General features: G+C 73.5%; 18 protein-coding genes and 1 pseudogene. 13 read left to right on the top strand and 6 right to left on the bottom strand.

What is annotated here, in order from left to right:
* Positions 1-340: 340 nt before the first annotated feature.
* Positions 341-1,684, bottom strand: a complete 1,344-nt coding sequence (gene murA / locus ACFWWQ_RS19940; protein ID WP_384597858.1) for a UDP-N-acetylglucosamine 1-carboxyvinyltransferase — start codon at positions 1,682-1,684, stop codon at positions 341-343.
* Between the two features lie 296 nt (positions 1,685-1,980).
* Between murA and ACFWWQ_RS19935 the strand changes: the two genes are divergently transcribed.
* The 13 genes and pseudogenes from ACFWWQ_RS19935 (at position 1,981) to ACFWWQ_RS19875 (ending at position 18,000) form a co-directional block, all read left to right on the top strand.
* A complete protein-coding gene (locus tag ACFWWQ_RS19935; protein WP_384597856.1) occupies positions 1,981-2,655 on the top strand; it encodes a YqgE/AlgH family protein in 675 nt (224 codons plus the stop codon).
* 54 nt (positions 2,656-2,709) lie between these two features.
* Positions 2,710-3,012, top strand: coding sequence for a DUF3039 domain-containing protein (locus ACFWWQ_RS19930; RefSeq protein WP_384597854.1), 303 nt, complete (start codon positions 2,710-2,712; stop codon positions 3,010-3,012).
* A 166-nt stretch (positions 3,013-3,178) separates the two neighbouring features.
* Positions 3,179-3,758 (top strand): annotated as a pseudogene (locus ACFWWQ_RS19925) (carbohydrate ABC transporter permease); the annotation flags it as partial.
* 12 nt (positions 3,759-3,770) lie between these two features.
* Positions 3,771-5,453 (top strand): beta-N-acetylhexosaminidase, encoded by a 1,683-nt coding sequence (locus ACFWWQ_RS19920; RefSeq protein WP_384597852.1) that lies wholly within the window; start codon positions 3,771-3,773, stop codon positions 5,451-5,453.
* Positions 5,454-5,732: 279 nt separating this feature from the next.
* Positions 5,733-6,629, top strand: a complete 897-nt coding sequence (locus ACFWWQ_RS19915) for an FAD binding domain-containing protein (RefSeq protein WP_384597850.1) — start codon at positions 5,733-5,735, stop codon at positions 6,627-6,629.
* Positions 6,626-9,370, top strand: coding sequence for a 2Fe-2S iron-sulfur cluster-binding protein (locus ACFWWQ_RS19910; protein ID WP_384597848.1), 2,745 nt, complete (start codon positions 6,626-6,628; stop codon positions 9,368-9,370). Before ACFWWQ_RS19915 ends, ACFWWQ_RS19910 begins: the two co-directional genes overlap by 4 nt.
* Positions 9,367-11,712, top strand: coding sequence for a xanthine dehydrogenase family protein molybdopterin-binding subunit (locus ACFWWQ_RS19905; protein WP_384597846.1), 2,346 nt, complete (start codon positions 9,367-9,369; stop codon positions 11,710-11,712). Before ACFWWQ_RS19910 ends, ACFWWQ_RS19905 begins: the two co-directional genes overlap by 4 nt.
* Before the next feature lie 359 nt (positions 11,713-12,071).
* A complete protein-coding gene (locus tag ACFWWQ_RS19900) occupies positions 12,072-13,589 on the top strand; it encodes an MFS transporter (protein WP_384597844.1) in 1,518 nt (505 codons plus the stop codon).
* A 78-nt stretch (positions 13,590-13,667) separates the two neighbouring features.
* Positions 13,668-13,868, top strand: a complete 201-nt coding sequence (locus ACFWWQ_RS19895; protein ID WP_345084854.1) for a ribbon-helix-helix protein, CopG family — start codon at positions 13,668-13,670, stop codon at positions 13,866-13,868.
* Positions 13,865-14,254, top strand: a complete 390-nt coding sequence (locus tag ACFWWQ_RS19890) for a type II toxin-antitoxin system death-on-curing family toxin (protein ID WP_384597841.1) — start codon at positions 13,865-13,867, stop codon at positions 14,252-14,254. Before ACFWWQ_RS19895 ends, ACFWWQ_RS19890 begins: the two co-directional genes overlap by 4 nt.
* 104 nt (positions 14,255-14,358) lie before the next feature.
* Entirely contained in the window at positions 14,359-16,155 is a 1,797-nt protein-coding gene (locus tag ACFWWQ_RS19885) for a DEAD/DEAH box helicase (protein WP_384597839.1), read from the top strand.
* 326 nt (positions 16,156-16,481) lie between these two features.
* Positions 16,482-17,123 carry an IclR family transcriptional regulator gene (locus tag ACFWWQ_RS19880; RefSeq protein WP_143942392.1) on the top strand — a complete coding sequence of 214 codons (642 nt, stop codon included), beginning with the start codon at positions 16,482-16,484 and terminating at the stop codon, positions 17,121-17,123.
* A gap of 97 nt (positions 17,124-17,220) precedes the next feature.
* A complete protein-coding gene (locus tag ACFWWQ_RS19875; protein WP_384597836.1) occupies positions 17,221-18,000 on the top strand; it encodes a S16 family serine protease in 780 nt (259 codons plus the stop codon).
* A 108-nt stretch (positions 18,001-18,108) separates the two neighbouring features.
* Here ACFWWQ_RS19875 and ACFWWQ_RS19870 read toward each other — a convergent pair whose 3' ends face one another.
* The 5 genes from ACFWWQ_RS19870 to ACFWWQ_RS19850 are packed head-to-tail and all read right to left on the bottom strand — an operon-like array spanning position 18,109 to position 22,442.
* Positions 18,109-19,149 (bottom strand): glycine betaine ABC transporter substrate-binding protein, encoded by a 1,041-nt coding sequence (locus ACFWWQ_RS19870; RefSeq protein ID WP_384597834.1) that lies wholly within the window; start codon positions 19,147-19,149, stop codon positions 18,109-18,111.
* Positions 19,149-20,036: an ABC transporter permease gene (locus tag ACFWWQ_RS19865; RefSeq protein WP_384597832.1), complete on the bottom strand. Its 888-nt coding sequence runs from the start codon at positions 20,034-20,036 to the stop codon at positions 19,149-19,151. Before ACFWWQ_RS19865 ends, ACFWWQ_RS19870 begins: the two co-directional genes overlap by 1 nt.
* Positions 20,033-21,319, bottom strand: coding sequence for a betaine/proline/choline family ABC transporter ATP-binding protein (locus tag ACFWWQ_RS19860; RefSeq protein WP_384597830.1), 1,287 nt, complete (start codon positions 21,317-21,319; stop codon positions 20,033-20,035). The genes ACFWWQ_RS19865 and ACFWWQ_RS19860 overlap by 4 nt, the downstream gene beginning before the upstream one ends.
* Positions 21,312-21,959, bottom strand: a complete 648-nt coding sequence (locus ACFWWQ_RS19855; protein ID WP_345084831.1) for an ABC transporter permease — start codon at positions 21,957-21,959, stop codon at positions 21,312-21,314. The genes ACFWWQ_RS19860 and ACFWWQ_RS19855 overlap by 8 nt, the downstream gene beginning before the upstream one ends.
* A gap of 15 nt (positions 21,960-21,974) precedes the next feature.
* Positions 21,975-22,442: an Lrp/AsnC family transcriptional regulator gene (locus ACFWWQ_RS19850; RefSeq protein ID WP_384597827.1), complete on the bottom strand. Its 468-nt coding sequence runs from the start codon at positions 22,440-22,442 to the stop codon at positions 21,975-21,977.
* Positions 22,443-22,450: the final 8 nt, after the last annotated feature.

Below are 22,450 nucleotides of genomic sequence, written 5' to 3'. Positions count from 1 at the left end.
CCGGGGGGCACAAACACAACGCACCCCGCCAGGGCAATTTACTCCCCACCCAACCACTCCCACGGGGGCCCCCCCCCCCCCCGGGCGGCCCGCCCTTCGTCGTACGTGCGGGCGGCCGTGCGGGGCGCGCTCCCGACCCGTGCGCGCTCCCCGTGGTGCGCCGGGCGCCCGTACGCGCCCGCAGACGCCCTGCTGCGGACCGGGCGGAAGGCTCCGGGTAAAAGAGGACGGAACAGCGGCCGTGCGCCGTCAGCGGGGCGGATGCGGGCCCCGCAACGCGAAGGCCGCACCTCGCTCCGTACGGGAGCGGGGGCGGCCTTCGCGGCGTATGCGGCGTGCGTCAGTCCCGCGGGCCGTTCGGCAGTTCGACCTTGGCGCCGAGGCTGATGAGCTTGTCCATGAAGTTCTCGTAGCCACGGTTGATCAGGTCGATGCCGTGCACCCGGGACGTGCCCTGGGCGGCGAGCGCCGCGATCAGGTACGAGAAGCCGCCGCGCAGGTCGGGGATGACCAGGTCGGCGCCCTGGAGCTTGGTCGGTCCGGAGACGACCGCGGAGTGCAGGAAGTTGCGCTGCCCGAAGCGGCAGGCGGAGCCGCCCAGGCACTCCCGGTAGAGCTGGATGTGGGCGCCCATCTGATTGAGCGCGGAGGTGAAGCCGAGCCGCGACTCGTAGACCGTCTCGTGGACGATCGACAGGCCCGACGCCTGGGTCAGCGCCACGACCAGCGGCTGCTGCCAGTCGGTCTGGAAGCCGGGGTGGACGTCGGTCTCCAGCGCGATGGCGTCCAGCGAACCGCCCGGGTGCCAGAAGCGGATGCCCTCGTCGTCGATCTCGAAGGCGCCGCCGACCTTGCGGAAGGTGTTGAGGAAGGTCATCATCGACCGCTGCTGCGCGCCGCGGACGTAGATGTTGCCCTCGGTGGCCAGCGCCGCGGACGCCCAGGAGGCGGCCTCCAGGCGGTCCGGGAGGGCGCGGTGGGTGTAGCCGTCGAGCTTGTCGACACCGGTGATCCGGATCGTCCGGTCGGTGTCCATCGAGATGATCGCGCCCATTTTCTGCAGGACGCAGATCAGGTCCTCGATCTCCGGCTCCACCGCGGCGTTCGACAGCTCGGTGACGCCCTCCGCCAGCACGGCGGTCAGCAGCACCTGCTCGGTCGAGCCGACCGACGGGTACGGCAGCCGGATCTTGGTGCCGCGCAGCCGCTGCGGGGCCTCCAGATACTGCCCGTCGGCGCGCTTCTCGATCGTCGCGCCGAACTGCCGCAACACGTCGAAGTGGAAGTCCACCGGACGGCCGCCGATGTCGCAGCCGCCAAGACCCGGGATGAAGGCGTGGCCGAGGCGGTGCAGCAGCGGGCCGCAGAAGAGGATCGGGATGCGCGAGGAGCCCGCGTGCGCGTCGATGTCGGCGACGTTGGCGCTCTCCACGTGCGACGGGTCGAGGACCAGCTCGCCGGGCTCCTCGCCCGGCCGCACGGTCACACCGTGCAGCTGGAGCAGGCCGCGCACCACGCGGACGTCGCGGATGTCGGGAACGTTGCGCAGCCGGCTGGGGCCGCTGCCGAGCAGGGCCGCCACCATGGCCTTGGGTACGAGGTTCTTCGCACCGCGAACCCGGATCTCGCCCTCCAGCGGGGTGCCGCCGTGGACAAGCAGTACGTCGTCAGTAGAGACGGTCATGGATCTCGCGTTCCTGGAGACGGGCAGGGCCAAGGAGAAATGGTAAGGGGGCCGGAGGGGGTGTCCGTCGGCACGAGCGGGCATCCGGCCGGTAAGGGCTTTGTCACAACACGCTCGGCTACGAGCATTCTTTGTTCTGTCATCGCCAGTTGGTCAAAAACGAGGCTAATTGTCTCGAATGCGGCATCTGGTGTGGGTGGTGTGCGCCGGTGCTGCCGCCGTACGCCCTGCCCTGCACTCGCACAGGTGTGGGCATTGACTCCCCGCTCCGGCCCGAAGTGCGGGATCATGTCGCCATGACCGAGGTGTCCTCGCTCACCGGCCGGCTGCTCGTCGCGACGCCCGCGCTCGCCGACCCGAACTTCGACCGCGCGGTGGTGCTCCTCCTCGATCACGACGAGGAGGGCTCCCTCGGCGTGGTCCTGAACCGCCCCACTCCGGTGGGTGTCGGCGACATCCTCGCGCCCTGGGCGGCGCTCGCGGGCGAGCCCGGTGTGGTCTTCCAGGGCGGTCCGGTGTCGCTGGACTCCGCGCTCGGCGTGGCGGTGATCCCCGGCGGGCTCGCCGGTGCCGACGACGTGCCCACCCTGGAGAGCGGGGTGCGGCCCGACCCGGGCGGGACCACCGCCGCCGGGCCCCGGCGGGACGACGCCCGGCACGGCGGTGCGCCGGGCGAGGAACCCCTCGGATGGCGGCGGGTGCACGGCGCGATCGGCCTGGTCGACCTGGAGACCCCGCCGGAACTGCTCGCCACCGTCCTGGGCAGCCTGCGGATCTTCGCGGGGTACGCGGGCTGGGGCCCCGGCCAGCTGGAGGACGAACTGACCGACGGCGCCTGGTACGTCGTCGAGTCCGAGCCGGGCGACGTCTCGTCCCCCGACCCCGAGCACCTGTGGCGCGCGGTGCTGCGCCGCCAGCGCAACGAACTCGCGATGGTGGCCACGTATCCGGACGACCCGTCGCTGAACTGAGCCGCCCGTCCCGGCGCTCCCGGCATACCGGGAGGCTGGGTACCCTTGGCAGGTATGAGCACTCTTGAGCCCGAGCCCGAGCGTGGGGCAGGAACGGGAACCCTCGTGGAGCCGGCGCCGCAGGTGTCGCACGGTGACGGCGATCACGAGCGTTACGCCCATTACGTCCAGAAGGACAAGATCATGGCGAGCGCGCTCGACGGCACCCCCGTCGTGGCGCTCTGCGGCAAGGTCTGGGTGCCGGGCCGCGACCCGAAGAAGTACCCGGTCTGCCCCATGTGCAAGGAGATCTACGAGTCCATGGGCGCCGGTGGCGACAAGGGCAAGGGCGGCAAGGACGGCGACGGCAAGAAGTAGCCGGGGCGTCGGCCGGGGCGGCCGCGTTCCGGCGGTGCGCACCGGCTGACCGGCCCGCAAGGCTCGCGTCGGCGGGCCCGCCCGTAACGCTCGTACCGGCCGACCGGCCCGTACTGGTGGGCCCTCCCGTACGGTCCGTACTGCCCGCCCCCGCCGCCCCTGGCGGCTCGCCGCCGCCGCCGTGACGCGGTTCCGCTTCCGCTTCCGCACCACGTTGCTGATCATGTTTCTGATCGCGCAGACGGTGCCCGTCGAGGCGCTGACCATCCCGCTCTTCTTCCTCCTGCGCGACCTCGGCACCGCCGTGCCCGGCATCGGCCTGAACCCCCTCGGCTCGCTGATCCTGCCGCACCCCGCCTTCTCGCTTGTTCGCCATCTGGATGCTGCGCGGTTTCGTCCGGGCCGTCCCCGAGAGCCTGGAGGAGGCCGCCTTCCTGGACGGGGCGAGCCGCGCCCGCTTCCTGTGGCGGATCCTCTTCCCGCTCGTCCTCCCCGGACTTGCCGCCACCAGCGTCTTCTCGTTCATCTCCACCTGGAACGACTTCCTGTTCGCCAAGTCGTTCCTGATCAGCGCCGCCGAGAATGCCACCCTGCCGATGGCACTGCTCGTCTTCTTCACACCCGACGAGAACGACTGGGGCGGCATCATGGCCGCGTCGACCGTGATGACCCTCCCCGTCCTCGTCTTCTTCGTACTCGTAAGGCGCCGACTGGTCTCGGGCCTCGGCGGCGCGGTGAAGGACTGAAGGGTTCACGGCATGCATCCCCACCCCGTAGGACACCCCGGCACACCCGACCACGCCGTCATTCCGTTTCCGCTCCGGACCGAAGCCCTTCCGGACGGCGACGCGTTCGTCCTCGACGCGGCCACCGGCCTCGACGCAGGGCCCGGCACCGAGGACACCGCCCACTGGCTGCGCACCACCCTCGGCGCCGCCACCGCCCTGCCGCTGCCCCCGCACCACGACGGCTGCCGGGGCCGCATCCGGCTGCGCACCGACCCGGACCTCGCGCGCCGCCTGGGCCCCGAGGGTTACCGCCTCACCGCCGACGGTTCCCTCCTCGCGATCGACGGCGGCGGTCCGGCAGGGGTCTTCTGGGGCGCCCAGACGCTGCGTCAGCTCCTCGCCACCGACACCGCCGACGTCTTCCGGCGCGCCCCCACCACCCCGGACACCCGCGCCCGGTCGCTGCCGCCGCTGCGTATCGAGGACGCTCCGCGCTTCGGCTGGCGCGGCATGATGCTCGACGTCGCCCGGCACTTCACCCCCAAGGACGGCGTACTGCGCTGGATCGACCTGCTCGCCGCCCACAAGCTCAACGTCCTGCACCTGCACCTCACCGACGACCAGGGCTGGCGCGTGCCCATCGACCGCCACCCCGGACTCACCCGCACCGGCGGCTGGCGCGCCCGTACCCAACTCGGCCACCGCGCCTCCCCGCTGTGGAGCGACATCCCGCACGGCGGCCACTACACCAAGGACGACCTGCGCGAGATCGTGGCCTACGCCGCGCGGCACCACATCACCGTCGTCCCGGAGATCGATATCCCCGGCCACTCACAGGCGGCCATCGCCGCGTACCCGGAACTCGGCAACACCGACGTCATCGACACGACCTCCCTCTCCGTCTGGGACACCTGGGGCGTCAATCCGAACGTACTCGCCCCCACTGACAACGCCGTCCGCTTCTACGAGGAGGTGCTGGAGGAGGTGCTGGAGTTGTTCCCGTCGCGCTATGTGCACCTCGGCGGCGACGAATGCCCCAAGGACCAGTGGAAGGCGTCCGACACCGCGCAGAAGCGCATCGCCGCGCTGGGTGTCGACGGCGAGGACGGGCTTCAGAGCTGGTTCCTCGGCCACTTCGCCCGCTGGCTCGCCGACCGCGGCCGCTGCCTCATCGGCTGGGACGAGATCCTGGAGGGCGGCCTCCTGGAGGGCGCCGCGGTCTCCTCCTGGCGCGGCTACGCCGGGGGCGTCGCCGCCGCCCGCGCCGGTCATGACGTCGTCATGTGCCCCGAACAACAGGTCTATCTGGACCACCGTCAGGACGCCGGCGCGGACGAGCCGGTGCCGATCGGTTTCGTCCGCACCCTGGAGGACGTCTACCGCTTCGAACCCGTCCCCGACGCCCTCACGGACGCGGAGGCGGAGCGGGTGCTCGGCACCCAGGCCAATGTCTGGACCGAGGTCATGGACAGTCAGGAGCGCCGCGACTACCAGGTCTTCCCGCGGCTGGTGGCGCTCGCCGAGGTCGCCTGGTCCCGGCTGCCCGCGCCCCCGGACCGCGACTACCAGGAATTCACCCGCCGGATGACCGCCCACTACCCGCGCCTCGACGCGCTCGGTGTCGCCTACCGCCCGCCCGGGGGCCCCCACCCCTGGCAGAAGCGCCCCGGGCTGCTCGGACGCCCGATCGACGGGCCGCCCCCGAACGTGTGAGCCGCCGTACGACCGGGGCGCCCGTCCCGGGCCGGACACCCGGCCGGCCCGGGGGGCCGCGGGGGCCCCGGCGCACCGTCACGTCCCGCGCCACCGCCGCCGTACGGGCCCGCCGGGGCGGACGAAACCGGACCAGCGCGCCGTTCGGGACGGAACACCGCTTCGCGGACCCTCGCGCCGTGCCCCCGCGAGAATGTGCCAGAGTTGCCACGTCCGGACCGTGAGCACGTACCGTACGGCGAGCGGAACTGCCGGGACACCGGGGAAGGGGCAGCTGGCTTGACCACGCACGCACCGCAGGCGTCGCACACGGTGACGTTGCCGGCCTCGCTCGACGAGGCGGTGGCGGCCCTCGCCGCCATGCCCGCCGCCGTACCCGTCGCGGGCGGCACCGACCTCATGGCGGCGGTCAACGCCGGACTCCTCAGACCCGCGGGCCTCGTGGGCCTCGCCCGGATCAGTGAAATCCGCGGCTGGCAGTACCAGGACGGCCACGCCCTCCTCGGCGCCGGACTCACCCTCGCCCGCATAGGGCGCCCCGACTTCGCCGCGCTGATCCCGGGGCTGGCCGCCGCCGCCCGCGCCGCCGGGCCCCCGCAGATCCGCAACGCCGGGACGCTCGGCGGCAACATCGCCAGCTCCGCGCCGACCGGCGACACCCTGCCGGTCCTCGCCGCTCTGGAAGCCACCCTGATCATTGCGGGCCCCGGGGGCGGCCGCCGCGAGATCCCGGTGAGCCATCTGCTGGCCGGGCGCGAGATGCTGCGCCCCGGCGAACTCGTCGGCTACGTCCGGGTGCCGCTGCTGCATGCCCCGCAGACGTTCCTCAAGGCCACCGGGCGCACCGGCCCCGGCCGCGCCACCGCCTCCGTCGCGCTGGTCCTCGACCCGGCGCGGCGCGGTGTGCGGTGCGCCGTCGGCGCGGTCGCCGCGATGCCGCTGCGGCCCCTGGAGGCCGAGCAGTGGGTGGCCTCCCTCATCGACTGGGACGGCGAACGCGCCCTGGTCCCCGAGGCCCTGACGGCCTTCGGCGACTACGTCGCGGCCGCCTGCATCCCCGACCCGGCGCCGCCGCAGGACGGCTCCGAGCCGCAGACCCTGCCGCCCGCCGCGCTGCATCTGCGCCGTACGGTGGCGGCCCTGGCCCGCCGCGCACTTGGGAGGGCGCTCTCGTGAGCGACGACAACCGCAGGCACCGGCCCGAGCAGGGCTGGCAGCCGCTGCCGCAGGGCGGCGAGTACGAGCAGGAGGCCACGGCCTTCGTGCAGCTGCCCGAGGGGTTCACCACCGCGGCCCTCGGCGGCGACTACTACCCCCCGGGCGCCGACCCGCTCGCCGCGCCCGGTCACGGCTACGTCCCCCCGGACTCCTTCACCCCGCCGATCCCCGGCGTCGGCATCGACCCGTCGGCCACCGGCCAATGGACGATGCCGTTCGCCGGCCCCTCCGCCGGGTACGCCGACCCGTCGGCCGGATACCCCGCCCACACCGGCCGGGCGGCCGGGCCGACGGGCACGCCGCCGCACGGCACCCCGTGGGGCGGCGACCACGTCGAATGGCCGGTCGCGGGCGGCACGGACGCGTCCGGTGGCGCGGGCCAGTGGACGGTTCCGGGCGCCGCTGACGACCTGTTGGAGGAGTCCGGCGAGTACCTGGTCGACGACGCGGCCCCACACGCCCAGGGCCCCACGGGCGGCTACCCGGCCACCGGGTACCGCACCGGCTACGACACCGCCGCCCCCGGTGGCGACACCTACGGGGACGTCGGTCACCCGGCGCCCGACCCGTACGGGTACGGCCCGTCCGGCGACACCTATGGCGGCCAGGGCGGCTACGGCGGCCATCCCGCGCCGCAGGACCCGCTGTTCGGCGGCATCGCCGAGGAGCCGTACCCGCAGAGCGGCATCGACCACGGCGTGCCCCGGGACACCGCCCACGGCACCGGCGACGCGTACACCACCGGCGCGGCCGTCCCGGAGGCGCCGGCGCCCGTGACGCCCGGCGGCGGCCACTGGTCGCTGCCCGCCGACGCGCTCGCCCAGTGGCCACCGGCCGAGGGGACCGCGCCCGCCCCGGAGGTACCGGGCCATGTGCCTGCTCCGGAAGCGCCGGGCCACACGGCCGACGCCCCGACGGACACGGGGGCCTGGACGGTTCCGGCCGCCGGTGAACAGCCTGATGTATCCGGGGAGTTCCCGCTCGACGCGGTACGTGACGGGGCGTACGGGGCGTACGCCGGGTACGGCACGCCGGGTTACGAGGCGGCCCACCCGGGGGCGCCCGAGACGGCGCACGGCGAGGCACCGCACGCCCCTGGCGAGCAGGGTGCGCCCGCTTCCGACGAGCAGGGTGTGCCCGCTCCGGCCGCGCAGGGGGCGGAGGCTCCGGCCGAGCATGGTGCGCCTGTCCCGGCCGAGCATGGTGCGCCCGTCCCGGAGGGGCACGGTGTGCCTGCTTCCGTCGAGCAGGGTGCGCCCGCCCCTGCCGACCACGGCGTGCCCGCCCCCGCCGACCACGGCGTGGACGCCGTCCCGGAACCGGCGGCGCCCGTCGGGGAGACGCCCGTCGCTCCCGAGCCGCACGCCGCCCCGGAGGAGCGCCCCGCCGCGGAGCCGTTCGCCGGGGACGCGCCGTACGCCTCCGAGGAGCCGCACGCACCGCAGGCGGGTGCCGAGCCCGTGGTCGGCGCCGGTGGCCTGCCCGCCGCCGACGCCCCGGGTGCCCCGGCGCCGGAGTCCGTCGAGCCCGGCGCACCGGCGCAGCCCGCCCATGAGCCGGTCGCCGAGTCCCCCGCCGAGCCCGGTACGGCCGTTCACGGCACGCCGCCGCACGGCGTCCCCGTGCCGGAGGCCGCCCCCGTCGCGGACGACGGCTCCGCGGTGCCGTCCTCCGGCGACCACACCGCCACCGGGCCCGACGCCGAGGCCACGCTCCCGGACGGCGCACCGGACACCGCCGCCCCTCTGGGCCCCGAGGCAACCGCCGGGGCGGAGGCGGCAGTTGATGCCGCCGAGGCCGCCCCCGGACTGCCCGGGGACGACGCCCCGAGCCCGACCCACCCGGCTGCCCCCGGGGAGCCCGACGCCACCGCACCCGAGGGCCCCGAGGCCGTCGCCCCGGAGGCGTCCGGTCAGGAGGCGGTCACCCCCGAGGCCGTGGCTCCCGAGGCCGTGGCCGACGGCTCGCCCCAGGTGCTGCCGCACTCCGGCCCGGACGCCGCCGGGGCCGACGCGTACGCCGAGGAGCACCCGCACGCCTCGTACATGCTGCGCGTCAACGGCGCCGACCGGCCGGTCACCGACGCCTGGATCGGCGAATCACTCCTCTACGTCCTGCGGGAGCGGCTCGGGCTCGCCGGGGCCAAGGACGGCTGCTCCCAAGGGGAGTGCGGCGCCTGTTCCGTCCAGGTGGACGGGCGGCTGGTCGCCTCCTGCCTGGTACCCGCCGCCACCACCGCGGGCAGCGAGGTCCGCACCGTCGAAGGGCTTGCCGAGCACGGCCGTCCCTCCGATGTGCAGCGCGCCCTCGCCGACTCCGGCGCCGTTCAGTGCGGGTTCTGCATCCCGGGCATGGCGATGACCGTGCACGACCTCCTGGAGGGCAACCACGCCCCCAGCGAGCTGGAGACCCGGCAGGCGCTCTGCGGCAACCTCTGCCGCTGCTCCGGGTACCGCGGGGTGCTCGACGCCGTCGACGCCGTCGTCACCGCCCGCCGCCAGGCCGCCGAGGCCGCCGCGGAGGCGCCCGAGGATGCCGCGTACATCCCGCACCAGGCGGGCCCCGAGGACCACGCCCCGCAGGGGGCGCACGAGCAGGCCCCGCACGCCCCGGCCGAGCACGGTGGCGCCCCGGCCGGCCACGACCCCGACGAACCCCACGGTCCGGACGCACCGCACCGGACGGGAGGCCCCGCATGAGCGGCACGACCGACGCAGCCACCGCGACGCCCGCCGCCGGGGTGCCGATCCCGCCCGTCGAGCCGCCGCCGCACGGTCTGGGCGTCTCCCTGCCGTCCGCCGACGCGTCCGCCAAGACCCAGGGCACCTTCCCGTACGCCGCCGACCTCTGGGCCGACGGACTGCTGTGGGCGGCGGTGCTGCGCTCACCGCATCCACGTGCGCGGATCGTCTCCCTCGACACCCGGCAGGCCGCCGAACTGCCCGGCGTACGCGCCGTCGTCACGCACGCGGACGTCCCCGGGGACGCCGGGCACGGCCGCGGCATCGCCGACCGCCCGGTGTTCGCCAAGGACGAGGTGCGCTACCACGGTGAGCCGATCGCCGCGATCGCCGCCGACCACCCCGATACCGCCCGGCTGGCCGCCGCCGCCATCGCCGTCGAGTACGAGCTGCTGGACCCGGTCACCGACCCGCAACTCGCCTTCGAGGCCGAGCCGTTGCACCCGGACGGCAACCTCATCCGGCACATCCCGCTCCGCTTCGGCGACCCGGAGGCCGTCGGGGAGGTGATGGTCGAAGGGCTGTACCGCATCGGCCGTCAGGACCCCGCGCCCATCGGCGCCGAGGCCGGGCTCGCGGTGCCGCGGCCCGACGGCGGCGTGGAGATCTACACCGCCTCCACCGACCCGCACACCGACCGCGATCTGGCCGCCGCCTCCTTCGGCCTCGACCCGGAGCGCGTCAAGGTCGTGGTGACCGGCGTGCCCGGCGCCACCGGGGACCGCGAGGATCCCGGCATCCAGCTCTCCTTGGGCCTGCTCGCGCTGCGCACCGGCTGCCCCGTCAAGCTCGCCGCGACCCGCGAGGAGTCCTTCCTCACCCACGCGCACCGGCACCCGACGCTGCTCCGCTACCGCCACCACGCCGACGCCGAGGGGAAGTTGGTGAAGGTCGAGGCGCAGATCCTGATGGACGCCGGCGCCTACGCGGACACCTCCGCCGAGGCGCTGGCCGCCGCCGTCTCCTTCTCCTGCGGCCCGTACGTCGTCCCGCACGCCGTCATCGAGGGCTGGGCGGTCCGCACCAACAATCCGCCCTCCGGCCATATGCGCGGCGAGGGCGCGATGCAGGTCTGTGCCGCCCACGAGGGCCAGATGGACAAGCTCGCGGCGCGCCTGGGCCTGGAGCCGGACGAGATCCGGCGGCGGAACGTCATGGCCACCGGCGATCTGCTGCCCACGGGCCAGACGGTGACCTGCCCCGCGCCCGTCGCCGAACTGCTGCGCGCGGTCACCGAGGCGCCACTGCCGGACCTGCCCAAGGACACCCCCGCGGCGGAGTGGCTGCTCCCGGGCGGCCTGGAGGGCGCGGGCGAGCCGGGCGCGGTGCGCCGCGGCGTCGGCTACGCGCTGGGCATGGTGCACATGCTGGGCGCGGAGGGCGCCGACGAGGTGTCCACCGCGACCGTCAAGGTCAGCGGCTCGGTCGCCACCGTCATCTGCGCCGCCGTGGAGACCGGCGGCGGCTTCTCCACGCTGGCGCGGCAGATCGTGCAGGAGACGCTGGGCGTCGAGGAGGTGCACGTCGCGGGCGTCGACACCGATCAGCCGCCCGCCGGACGCGCCTGCCACGGGCGCCATACCTGGGTCTCCGGCGGCGCCGTCGAGCGGGCCGCCAAGATGGTCCGTACGCAGCTGCTGCAGCCGCTGGCCCACAAGTTCGGGATGTCCACCGAGCTGCTCCAGATCACCGACGGCAAGATCACTTCGTACGACGGGGTGCTCTCCACCACCGTCGCCGAGGCGCTGGACGGCAAGGAGCTGTGGGCCACCGCCCAGTGCCGCCCGCATCCGACGGAGCCGCTGGACGAGTCCGGGCAGGGCGACGCGTTCGTGGGGATGGCGTTCTGCGCGATCCGCTGCGTCGCGGACGTCGACATCGAGCTGGGCACCATCCGCGTGGTGGAGATGTCCGTGGCGCAGGACGTCGGGCGGGTGCTCAACCCCCGTCAGCTGCGGGCCCGGATCGAGGCCGGGGTCACCCAGGGGCTGGGCGCCGCGCTGATGGAGAACCTGCGCACCACGCGCGGCCAGGTGCGCCACCCGGACCTGACCGGCTACGCGCTGCCGACGGCGCTGGACGCGCCGGACATCCGCATCGTCCACCTCGTCGAGGAGCGCGATGTGGTTGCCCCGTTCGGCGCGAAGGCCGCCAGCGCGGTTCCGGTGGTGACCGCCCCCGCCGCGGTCGCCTCCGCGGTCCGCGCGGCCACCGGCCGCCCCATCGGCCGCCTCCCGATCCGCCCGCAGGCGGCGGTGGCACAGAGCGCGCAGGGCACCCCGCAGGGAGCTCAGGGGTAACGGCCTGGGGGCAATAGCCCCCGAACGCGCCTGTGCGGCCATGCGCGGCCATGCGCGGGCATGCGGGGTTCATGGGGGAGCCGGTTGCCGAGGGGAGGACCGGTCTCGGGGCGTGCGGGGGCGGGCCCCGGGCACGTACATCGTGTACGGAGCGCCGGGCCGATCGCGTACGGAGCGTCGGGCCGGGCGCTCACGGGGCACGTACCGGGTGCGTACCGGGCGCGTACGAAGCCCCGGGCCGCCCATGTCCTGAGGCGCGAGCGGATCCGGACGTAGGACCCCCGACCGACGAAAACCCCCGTCCGATGTCCCCTCCGGCGACAGGGGCCATCCGGTGTGTCGCCCCTTACGCTGGCCAGATGACCGCCGACCCCGCGCGCGACACCGACGTCGCCACCACAGCCGCCACGCCGCCCGCCGCCGCAGTCACGGACCCCGCCGGGGACCGGCGCGCCCCGGACGCCTGGCCGCCCGGTGCCGCCCCGGGCATCCTCGGCCGGGGGTACCGGGCGCTGACCTTCGGGATCATCTCGGTGGTGTCGTTGATCGCCTTCGAGGCGAGCGCGGTGAACACCGCGATGCCGGCCGCCGCCCGCGCGCTGCACGGCATCGGGCTGTACGCCTTCGGCTTCTCCGCGTTCTTCACCACCAGCCTCTTCGCGATGGCGCTGGCGGGGGAGTGGAACGACCGCCGGGGGCCGCTCGCGCCGCTCTTCACCGGTATCGGCGCGTTCGGCGCCGGACTGGTGGTCGCGGGCGCGGCGCCGACCATGGTGCTGTTCGTCGCCGGGCGAGGGGTTCAGGGGCTCGGTGGCGGGCTGGTCATCGTCTCGCTGTACGTCGTCGTCGGCCGGGCCTACCCGGAGCGGCTGCGTCCGGCGGTGATGGCGTCGTTCTCGGCGGCGTGGGTGCTGCCGGTGATCGTCGGCCCGCTGGCCGCCGGGAGTGTCGCCGAACACCTCGGCTGGCGCTGGGTCTTCCTCGCCATCCCGGTGCTGGTCCTGCTGCCGCTCGCGGTGATGCTGCCCGCGCTGCGCGCCCTGCCGCGCGCGGCCCCGGGGCCGGGCGGCGGTCTCGGGGCGGTGCTGTGCAGCCGTCGTGCCCTCCTCGCGCTGGCCGTCGCGGTGGGCGCCTGGCTGCTCCAGTACGCGGGCGGGCATCTGACGCCGTACGCGGCGCTGCCGGCGGCCGCGGGGCTTGCGCTGCTGGTGCCCGCGGTGCGGCGGCTGCTGCCCCCGGGCACGTTCCGGGCGGCGCGGGGCCTGCCGACGGTCGTCCTGATGCGCGGGCTGGCGGCCGGTGCGCTGGTCGCCGCGGAGAGTTTCATCCCGCTGCTGCTGGTCAGCGAGCGCGGCCTGTCCGCCACCCTCGCCGGGCTCTCCCTCACCGGCGGCGGCCTGACCTGGGCGCTCGGCTCGTACGTCCAGAGCCGCCCGGGGTGCGAGCGGCACCGGGAGCGGCTGATGGGTGCCGGCATGGCGTTCCTGGCGCTGGCCACCGCGGCCGTGCCGCTGGTGCTGTCCGACGCGGTCCCGGTGTGGACCGTGGCGGTGGCCTGGACGCTCGGCGGCTTCGGCATGGGGCTGAACATCTCCAGCGGCGGGGTGCTGCTGCTGAAGCTGTCCCGGCCCGAGGAGGCGGGCGCCAACTCCGCGTCGCTCCAGATGGCGGACGCGCTCGGCAACGTCGTCCTCGTCGGCCTCGGCGGCGCCCTCTTCGTCGCCTTCGGCGGCGGCTCCCCGACCACCCCGGCCGCCACCCACACCGCCACCGCCTCGCACCCCGCCGCCTTCCTCGCCGTCTTCGCCACGATGGCCGTGGTGGCGGCCCTGGGCGCGGCCCTGACGGGACGGCTGCGGCCTGCGGGGGAGCCGTAGGGAAGGCGGGACGGGGGCGCGGCGGGAGGGGCTTCGTATCCGGTACCGAACTGGCCCCACGCTCGGTACCATTTCGGTATGGCTATGAACCTGCGTCTCGACGACGACCGGACCGAAGCGCTCAAGAAACAGGCCGACCTGGAAGGACGCAGCATGCACGCCGTGGTGCTCCGCGCCGTGGACGACTATCTGGCGCAGCACGCGCGGGAAGCGATGATCCGGGAGGTGGGCATCCAGGAGGCCGCCAAGTGGCGCGAGCTTCTGGAGCGCCTGAAGTGACGGTGTTCTACCTCACGGCGGGGGAAGTCCTGTCGCTCGCCGGGATCGCCTGCGACGACATGCGTATCGAGGTACGCGACGCGGGGCTTCTGGAATCGGCGGTGCACCGCCCGTCTGCGGAGATGTTCGGCCAGGAGGCGTACGCAGACATCTTCGGCAAGGCGGCTTCGCTGCTCCAGTCGCTCGTCATCAACCATCCGCTCGTCGATGGCAACAAGCGCACGGCGTGGTTGTCGTGCATGGCGTTTCTCCGCATGAACGGTGAGTCGCTCCGCCCCGACATCGACTTCGCGGAGGGGTTGGTGATCGATGTGGCGACCGGGAAGCTTGAGGATGTCCTGGTCATCGCCGCGCGGTTGCGGTCGCTGCGGGAGAGCCGGGCGTGACGCTCGCCCCACTTGACGGGAATGCGGTACGAGCCATCTCGCCGCCCTGCCCCGCACCGGTAGGCTGACGCGGTTGCCGATCGCCGAGTCAGCCGACGGAGACCGTGACTACCACCACCAGCGCCACCAGTAATCACCACCTGTCCCCGGCCTTCCCCGGCCGGGCCCCCTGGGGTACCGCGAACAAGCTGCGCGCCTGGCAGCAGGCGGCCATGGACCGGTACATCCAGACCCAGCCCCGGGATTTCCTCGCCGTCGCGACCCCGGGGGCCGGAAAGACCACCTTCGCGCTCACCCTCGCCTCGTGGCTGCTCCACCACCACGTCGTGCAGCAGGTGACCGTCGTCGCCCCGACCGAGCACCTGAAGAAGCAGTGGTCGGAGGCGGCCGCGCGGGTCGGGATCAAGCTCGACCCGGAGTACAGCGCGGGCCCGCTGGGCCGCGAGTACCACGGCATCGCGATCACGTACGCCGGTGTCGGCGTCCGCCCGATGCTGCACCGCAACCGCATCGAACAGCGCAAGACGCTGGTCATCCTCGACGAGATCCACCACGCCGGTGACTCCAAGTCGTGGGGCGAGGCGTGTCTGGAGGCGTTCGAACCGGCCACCCGGCGGCTCGCGCTGACCGGTACGCCGTTCCGCTCCGACACCAACCCGATCCCCTTCGTCACGTACGAGGAGGGCAACGACGGCATCCGGCGGTCGTCGGCCGACTACACCTACGGCTACGGCAACGCCCTCGCCGACGGCGTCGTCCGCCCGGTGATCTTCATGTCGTACAGCGGCAACATGCGCTGGCGGACGAAGGCGGGCGACGAGATCGCCGCGCGGCTCGGTGAGCCGATGACCAAGGACGCCGTCTCGCAGGCGTGGCGGACCGCGCTGGACCCGCGCGGCGACTGGATGCCGAACGTGCTGCGCGCCGCCGATCAGCGGCTCACCGAGGTCCGCAAGAGCATCCCGGACGCCGGGGCGCTGGTCATCGCCTCGGACCAGGAGCAGGCGCGCGCGTACGCCAAGCTGATCCGGGACATCACCGGGCACGGCGCCACGCTGGTGCTCTCCGACGACAGCGGCGCCTCGCAGCGCATCGACGACTTCGCTGCCTCCGACGCCCGCTGGATGGTCGCGGTCCGGATGGTGTCCGAGGGCGTCGACGTGCCGCGTCTGGCGGTCGGCGTGTACGCCACGACGATCTCCACCCCGCTCTTCTTCGCGCAGGCCGTCGGCCGTTTCGTGCGGTCCCGCAAGCGCGGCGAGACGGCGTCGGTGTTCCTGCCGACCGTCCCGACGCTGCTCGGCTTCGCGGGCGAGATGGAGGTCGAGCGCGACCACGTCCTCGACAAGCCGAAGAAGGACGGGGACGAGGACCCGTACGCCGAGTCCGAGAAGGAGATGGACGAGGCCAACCAGGCACAGGACGAGGACACCGGGGAGCAGGAGCAGTTCTCGTTCGAGGCGCTGGAGTCGGACGCGGTCTTCGACCGGGTGCTCTACAACAGCGCCGAGTTCGGCATGCAGGCGCACGCGGGCAGCGAGGAGGAGCAGGACTACCTCGGCATCCCCGGGCTGCTGGAGCCGGACCAGGTGCAGATGCTGCTCCAGAAGCGGCAGGCGCGGCAGATCGCGCACAGCAAGAAGAAGCCGGCCGAGGAGGCCGATCTGCTGGAGCTGCCCGCCGAGCGGCGCCCGGTGGTCAGCCACAAGGAGATGCTGGAGCTGCGCAAGCAGCTGAACACACTGGTCGGCGCGTATGTCCACCAGAGCGGCAAACCGCACGGCGTGATCCACACCGAGCTGCGCCGGGTCTGCGGCGGCCCGCCCAGCGCGGAGGCCACGGCCGGTCAGCTGACCGAACGGATCAAGAAGGTCCAGGAGTGGGCCACGCGGATGCGCTGAGCGCGTGCGGCGGGGAGCCGCGGTGAGTGACGGAGAGGCGGTGCGCCCGGCGCGCCGCCTCTCCGCGTCAACCGCCGTGTGCACAGGGCAAGTTACCTACGGGTCGGACGGGATATAGCGAACATTCCGGACGGGAACGACCGGATTCTGGACGGGGACTTTCGCTGAGCGGACTGGCTCGCTACTGTCCGGTCACGCACACGCCCCGTGGCAGCGCCGCCGCGGAGCGCAGCCGGTGCATGCGGCCGGCGGCCTCTTGCGCGCGCTGCACCGGGACCGCAGCGCCCCGCGCCGAAGAGCCGCCACTTCGACCAGGAGGGGGCGTCGTGACCGCGGAGACCTCCCAGACGCTCGACCGGGGACTGCGCGTCCTCAAACTGCTCGCCGACACCGACCACGGCCTGACCGTCACCGAGCTGTCCCACAAGCTCGGGGTCAACCGCACCGTGGTCTACCGTCTGCTGGCCACGCTGGAGCAGCACGCGCTGGTCCGCCGCGATCTCGGGGGCCGGGCCCGGGTCGGTCTGGGCGTGCTGCGCCTGGGTCGCCAGGTGCATCCGCTGGTCCGGGAGGCGGCGCTGCCCGCGCTGCGCGCGCTGGCCGAGGACGTCGGCGCCACCGCGCATCTCACGCTCGTCGACGGCACCGAGGCGCTGGCCGTCGCCGTCGTGGAGCCGACGTGGACGGATTACCACGTCGCGTACCGGGCCGGGTTCCGGCATCCGCTGGACCGGGGCGCCGCCGGGCGGGCGATCCTCAAGGCCCGCCAGGGCCGTATCCAGGACGCCGGGCTCGCACTGACCCACGGCGAGCTGGAGGCGGGCGCGAGCGGCGCCGCGGCGCCCCTGCTCGGGGTCAGCGGGATCGAGGGCAGCGTGGGCGTGGTGATGCTCGCCGACGCGGTCTCCGAGCGGATCGGGCCGCGGGTGGTCGACGCGGCGCGGGAGGTCGCGGAGGCGCTGCGCTGAGGCCGCCGGGTGGCGCACGCCGCCCGGCGCCCGCGGGGCGGGCCCGTGCCGGGCGTGCGGTGCGGGGCCCGGGTCGGTGGTCCTCTAGGGTGGCGGGGTGTCCTCCCGCGTTCGTGCCCTGACGATCTGTGCCACTCTGGTCCTCGCCCTGCTGCTGACCGCCGCCCTCGCGCCGCTGCCGTACTCGCTGGCGTATCCGGGGCCGACGGCGAACGTCCTCGGCGACAACAAGGGGAAACCGGTGATCACGATCTCCGGCGCCGATGTCCGCCGGACCAGCGGGCAGCTGCGGATGACGGCGATCGTCGCCACCGGGCCGGACGCCTCGGTGCATCTGCCGGAGGTGATCCGGGGCTGGTTCCGCACGGACGAGGCGGTGATGCCGTCCGAGTCGGTCTACCCGGTGGGCAAAAACACCAAGGAGGTCGCGCAGCACAACGCCGACGAGATGCGGAAGTCGCAGGACGCGGCCATCGGCGCCGCGCTGGGCCATCTGCACCGTTCGCCCCGCGACGTGAAGGTCAGCCTGCGGCTGGCGGACATCGGCGGGCCGAGCGCCGGGATGATGTTCGCGCTGGGGATCATCGACAAGCTCGACGGGGACGGCGCCGGGGGCGATCTGACCGGCGGCCGGACCCTCGCCGGTACCGGCACCATCGAGACCGACGGCACGGTCGGCCCGGTCGGCGGGGTGCCGCTGAAGTTGCGGGCGGCGGACCGCGACGGCGCCCGCCTCTTCCTCGTCCCCAAGGCCGAGTGCTCCCAGGCGCTCGCCGAGCGGCCCCGCGGGATGCGGCTGATCCCCGTCACCTCGCTGAACAGCGCGCTGGACTCGCTCAAGGCGCTGAAGAGCGGCGGGTCGGTCCCCAGCTGCTGAGGCGGGGCGCGCGGGGAGACGTTCGCGCCCCGGCGCGAGGCCCCGGCGCGTGCGCCCGCCCGCGCACCGCACCCGCCCCGGGCCGCCCGCCGGGCCCGTCCCCGGACCTCACTTCTCCTCGATGAACCCCTTCGCGATCAGCCACTCCTTGGCGACCTCGTGCGGGTCCTTGCCCTCGACGTCGACCTGGGCGTTCAGCTTCCGGGCGACGGTGTTGTCCAGTGCCTTGGTGACGGGGGCGAGGAGCCCGGCGATCTCCGGGTGCTTCTTCATCGTCGGCCCGTACATCTCGGGCGCCGCGTTGTAGTTCGGGAAGAAGTGCTTGTCGTCGGCGAGGACGGTCAGGTTCATCGCCTTGATCCGGCCGTCGGTGGTGTAGACCTCGCCGAAGGTGCAGGCGGTGCCCTGTGCGGTCTGGGTGTAGACGACGCCGCTGGTCATCTTGTGGATGTTGCCGGGCGGGAGGTTCATTCCGTACCGCTTCGCCATGCCGGGCAGCCCGTCGTTGCGGGCGGCGAACTCGCTGTCCACACAGAGGGTGACCGCGCCCGGATTCTTCTTGAGCAGCGCCGCCATGCCGGAGAGGGTCGTGACGCCGTACTTCCGGGCGTTGGCGCGGTTGAGGGAGAACGCGTAGGTGTTGTTGAGGCGGGCGGCCGGCAGCCAGACGAGGCCGTTGGCCCGGTCGGCGTCGCGGACCGCGACCCACTGCTGGTACGGGTCGGTGATCGGCAGCTCGTGGCCGAGGTAGGTGATCCAGCCGGTGCCGGTGTACTCGTACATGCCGTCGGCGGTGCCGGTGCGGACCGCCTCGCGGGCGCCGATGCTGCCCTGGATGTTGGTCTTGTCGACGACGGTGGCCCCGGCCGCCTCGAAGACCAGGCCCATGATCTGGCCGAGAATGATGTTCTCGGTGAACTCCTTGGAGGTCACGGTCAGTTGGGCGCCCTTGAGGGGCTGGCCGCGGCCGAGGGTGCCGGGGCGGACGGCGTCGGTCATCGGGCTGCCGCTGACCAGCCCGCAGCCGCCGAGGAGGCAGACCACGGCGGCGAGGACGGCGGCGCGGGCGGTGCGGCGCGGGCGGCGGAGGTACGGGCGGCGGCGGTACGGGTGGTGGTACGGGCGGCGGTGTCCGGGGTCCGGTGTCATCAGCGCGATATCTCCAGACCGTGCGGCCGCAGCAGCACTTCGGCGAGCGAGGCCAGCCAGTCGACCAGCAGCGCGAGAGCCACGGTGAGGACGGAGCCGAGGATCAGCACCGGCATCCGCTGGGTGATGATGCCCGCCGAGATGAGGTCGCCCAGGCCCCCGCCGCCGCCGAACGTGGCGAGCGTGGCGGTGCCGACGTTCAGCACCAGCGCGGTACGCACCCCGGCGAGGATCAGCGGGACGGCCAGCGGCAGTTCGACCCGGGCGAGCACGCCCGCCGGGGACATGCCGATGCCGCGGGCCGCCTCCGTCAGCGTCGGGTCGATGGCACGCAGCCCGGCGATGGTGTTGGCGAGCACCGGCAGCACCGCGTAGATCACCATGCCGATGACGGCCGCCTTCGTGCCGATGCCCAGCCAGATGACGAGCAGCACCAGCAGGCCCAGGGCGGGCACCGCCTGGCCCAGGTTGGCGACGGCGACCGCGAACGGCGTCGCGCGGCGCAGCGTGGCGCGGGTCAGCGCGATGCCCAGCGGGATGGCGATGATCAGGACGAAGAAGGTGGAGACGGCGGTCAGCTGGAGGTGCTGGCGCACCGCGAGGGCGACCTTGCCGTGGTCCACCGCCTGGTGGGCGATGGAGTCGAGGCGGGCGCCGCGGAACCACAGCCAGGTGGCGAGGAGCGCGGCGGCCAGGAACAGCGGCATGGCCAGCGCCCGCTGCCAGGTGATCTGGCGCAGCCCCCGGGGCGGCGCCGCCGGTGCGGGCGCGGCGGTGGATCCGTGCTCCCGCTCGTGGATCTCGTCCCGGAACGCCAGGCCGTGCACCTCGTGTTCGCCCGGTGGCCGCTCGTCCCGGGGGGCGCGGCGCTCCTCGCGGGGGCTCACGCCGGGGCCCCCGCGCCGTCCTGGCCGCCCAGGCCCTCCTGGGCCATCCGGGTGCGGCGGGCCCGCTGTTCCTCCAGTTGGTGGCGGTGTTCGACGGCCTCCAGGCGGTCGGCCTCCAGCAGTTCGTGGACGTTGTTCATCAGCGTCTCCATGTCGACGACGCCGATGTACTCACCGCGCCGCCCGGTGACCGCGACCCGGCCCGCGTTGTCGGTGAGGACCGCCTCCAGCGCGTCCCGCAGCGTCGCGTCGCGGGTGACGGTGTCGTGCACCAGCGTCCCGGCGCGCGCCAGGGTGCCCTTCGCGCGCATCAGATCGCTGCGCCGCAGCCATTTGTACGGGCGGCGGTGGCGGTCGAGGAGCAGCACCTCGTTGGTGTCGCCGTCGCGCAGCAGGTCGAAGATGGACTGGAGCGGGTCGTCGACGCCCGCGGTGGCGAAGTCGACGACGCCGACGTCGCGTACGCGGGTGAGGTTGAGGCGTTTGAGGGCGGCGCCGGCGCCGACGAAGCCGGAGACGAAGTCGTCGGTGGGGTTGGTGAGGATCGCCTCGGGGGTGTCGAACTGCGCGATGTGGGAGCGCTCGCGGAGCACCGCTATCCGGTCGCCGAGCTTGATCGCCTCGTCGAAGTCGTGGGTGACGAAGACGATCGTCTTGTGCAGCTCGTGCTGGAGCCGGATCAGCTCGTCCTGGAGGTGGTCGCGGGTGATCGGGTCGACGGCGCCGAACGGCTCGTCCATCAGCAGCACCGGCGGGTCGGCGGCGAGCGCCCGCGCGACGCCGACGCGCTGCTGCTGACCGCCGGAGAGCTGGCGCGGATACCGGCCGTGGAACTCGCCCGGGTCGAGCCCGACGAGGTCAAGCATCTCCTCGACCCGGTTCTTGATCCGCGACCTCGGCCAGCCGGTCATCTTCGGCACGAGCGCGATGTTCTGGGCGACGGTCATGTGCGGGAAGAGGCCCGAGGACTGGATGGCGTAGCCGACGGTGCGGCGGAGCTTGACCGGGTCCATGCCGGTGACGTCGCGGTCGCCGATGCGGATGCGTCCGGACGTCGGCTCGATCAGCCGGTTGATCATCTTCAGCGTGGTGGACTTCCCGCAGCCCGACGGGCCGACGAGGACGACCAGCTCACCGGCGTTGATCTCCATGGTGACGTCGTCCACCGCGGGCGCCGGACCGCCCGGGTAGAGCTTGGTGAGGTTCTCCAACCGGATCCCGGCGCCGGCGGTGGCGGCGCGCGCGGCGGTCCCTCCGGCGGCGGGCACGGGCGTCTCAGGCACGAATCCCCCTGGGGATGGTCAGCCGTCCTATGAGGACGTACGCGGCGTCGAAGAGGAGGGCGAGGACGACGATTCCGAGCGTGCCGGAGAGCACCTGGTTGAGGGCGTTGGCGCTGCCCAGCGACGCGATGCCGCGGAAGATCTCGTTGCCCAGGCCGGGACCGGAAGCGAAGGCGGCGATGGCGGCGATGCCCATCAGCATCTGGGTGGCGACGCGGATGCCGGTGAGGATCGGTGGCCAGGCCAGCGGCAGTTCGACGCGGAGCAGCTGGGCGGCGCGGGACATCCCGATGCCGCGCGCCGCGTCCACCAGCGTGGCGTCCACCCCCCGCAGCCCGACGATGGCGTTGCGGACGACGGGCAGCAGCCCGTACAGCGTCAGGGCGATGACGGTCGGGGCGACGCCGAGGCCGACGATCGGGATGAGCAGACCGATCAGGGCCAGCGAGGGGACCGTGAGGATCGTCGAGGTGGCGGTGGTCGCGAGGTTCCCGGCCCATTCGGTGCGGTACGTCGCGACGCCCAGCGCGACGCCCAGGACGGTGGCGGCCACCATGCACTGGAAGACCGCGCTGGCGTGCTGCGCCGCATCGGTCAGCAACTGGGCGTGGCGGCTGCCGACGTACTCCCAGAAGCTCACTGGCACCCTCCTCCGTCAGTCCTCCGATGCCTGTTGCACCAGAGGGATGATGCGCAGCGGCACCGGATTTTCCATCACGATCGCCGTCGAGGCCCGCACGATGCCATCAAAACCGACCACTCGGTCGATCACACGTTGGAGATCGGCGTTGGAGCGTGCGACGAGCCTGCAGAGCATGTCCCCCTGTCCCGTCGTTGTATGCAGCTCCAACACCTCGGGAACGGTCGTCAAGTGAGCACGTACGTCCGCACCTTGGCCTTGTTTGATCTCCAATGTGGCAAATGCGGTCACGGGGTAGCCGAGTGCCGCCGGGTCCACCTCCGGGCCGAATCCTCTGATCACTCCATTCGACTGAAGCCGGTCCAGCCGCGCCTGGACGGTGCCGCGCGCCACGCCCAGCCGCCGCGACGCCTCCAGGACCCCGATCCGCGGCTCGTGCGCCAACAGCTCGATCAGCCGCCCGTCCAAATGATCGATCGCCACTGCGGACC

The sequence above is a fragment of the Streptomyces sp. NPDC059080 genome, assembly GCF_042739975.1.
Lineage (GTDB): Bacteria > Actinomycetota > Actinomycetes > Streptomycetales > Streptomycetaceae > Streptomyces > Streptomyces benahoarensis.
This window is presented reverse-complemented; position numbering and strand designations above follow the sequence as displayed.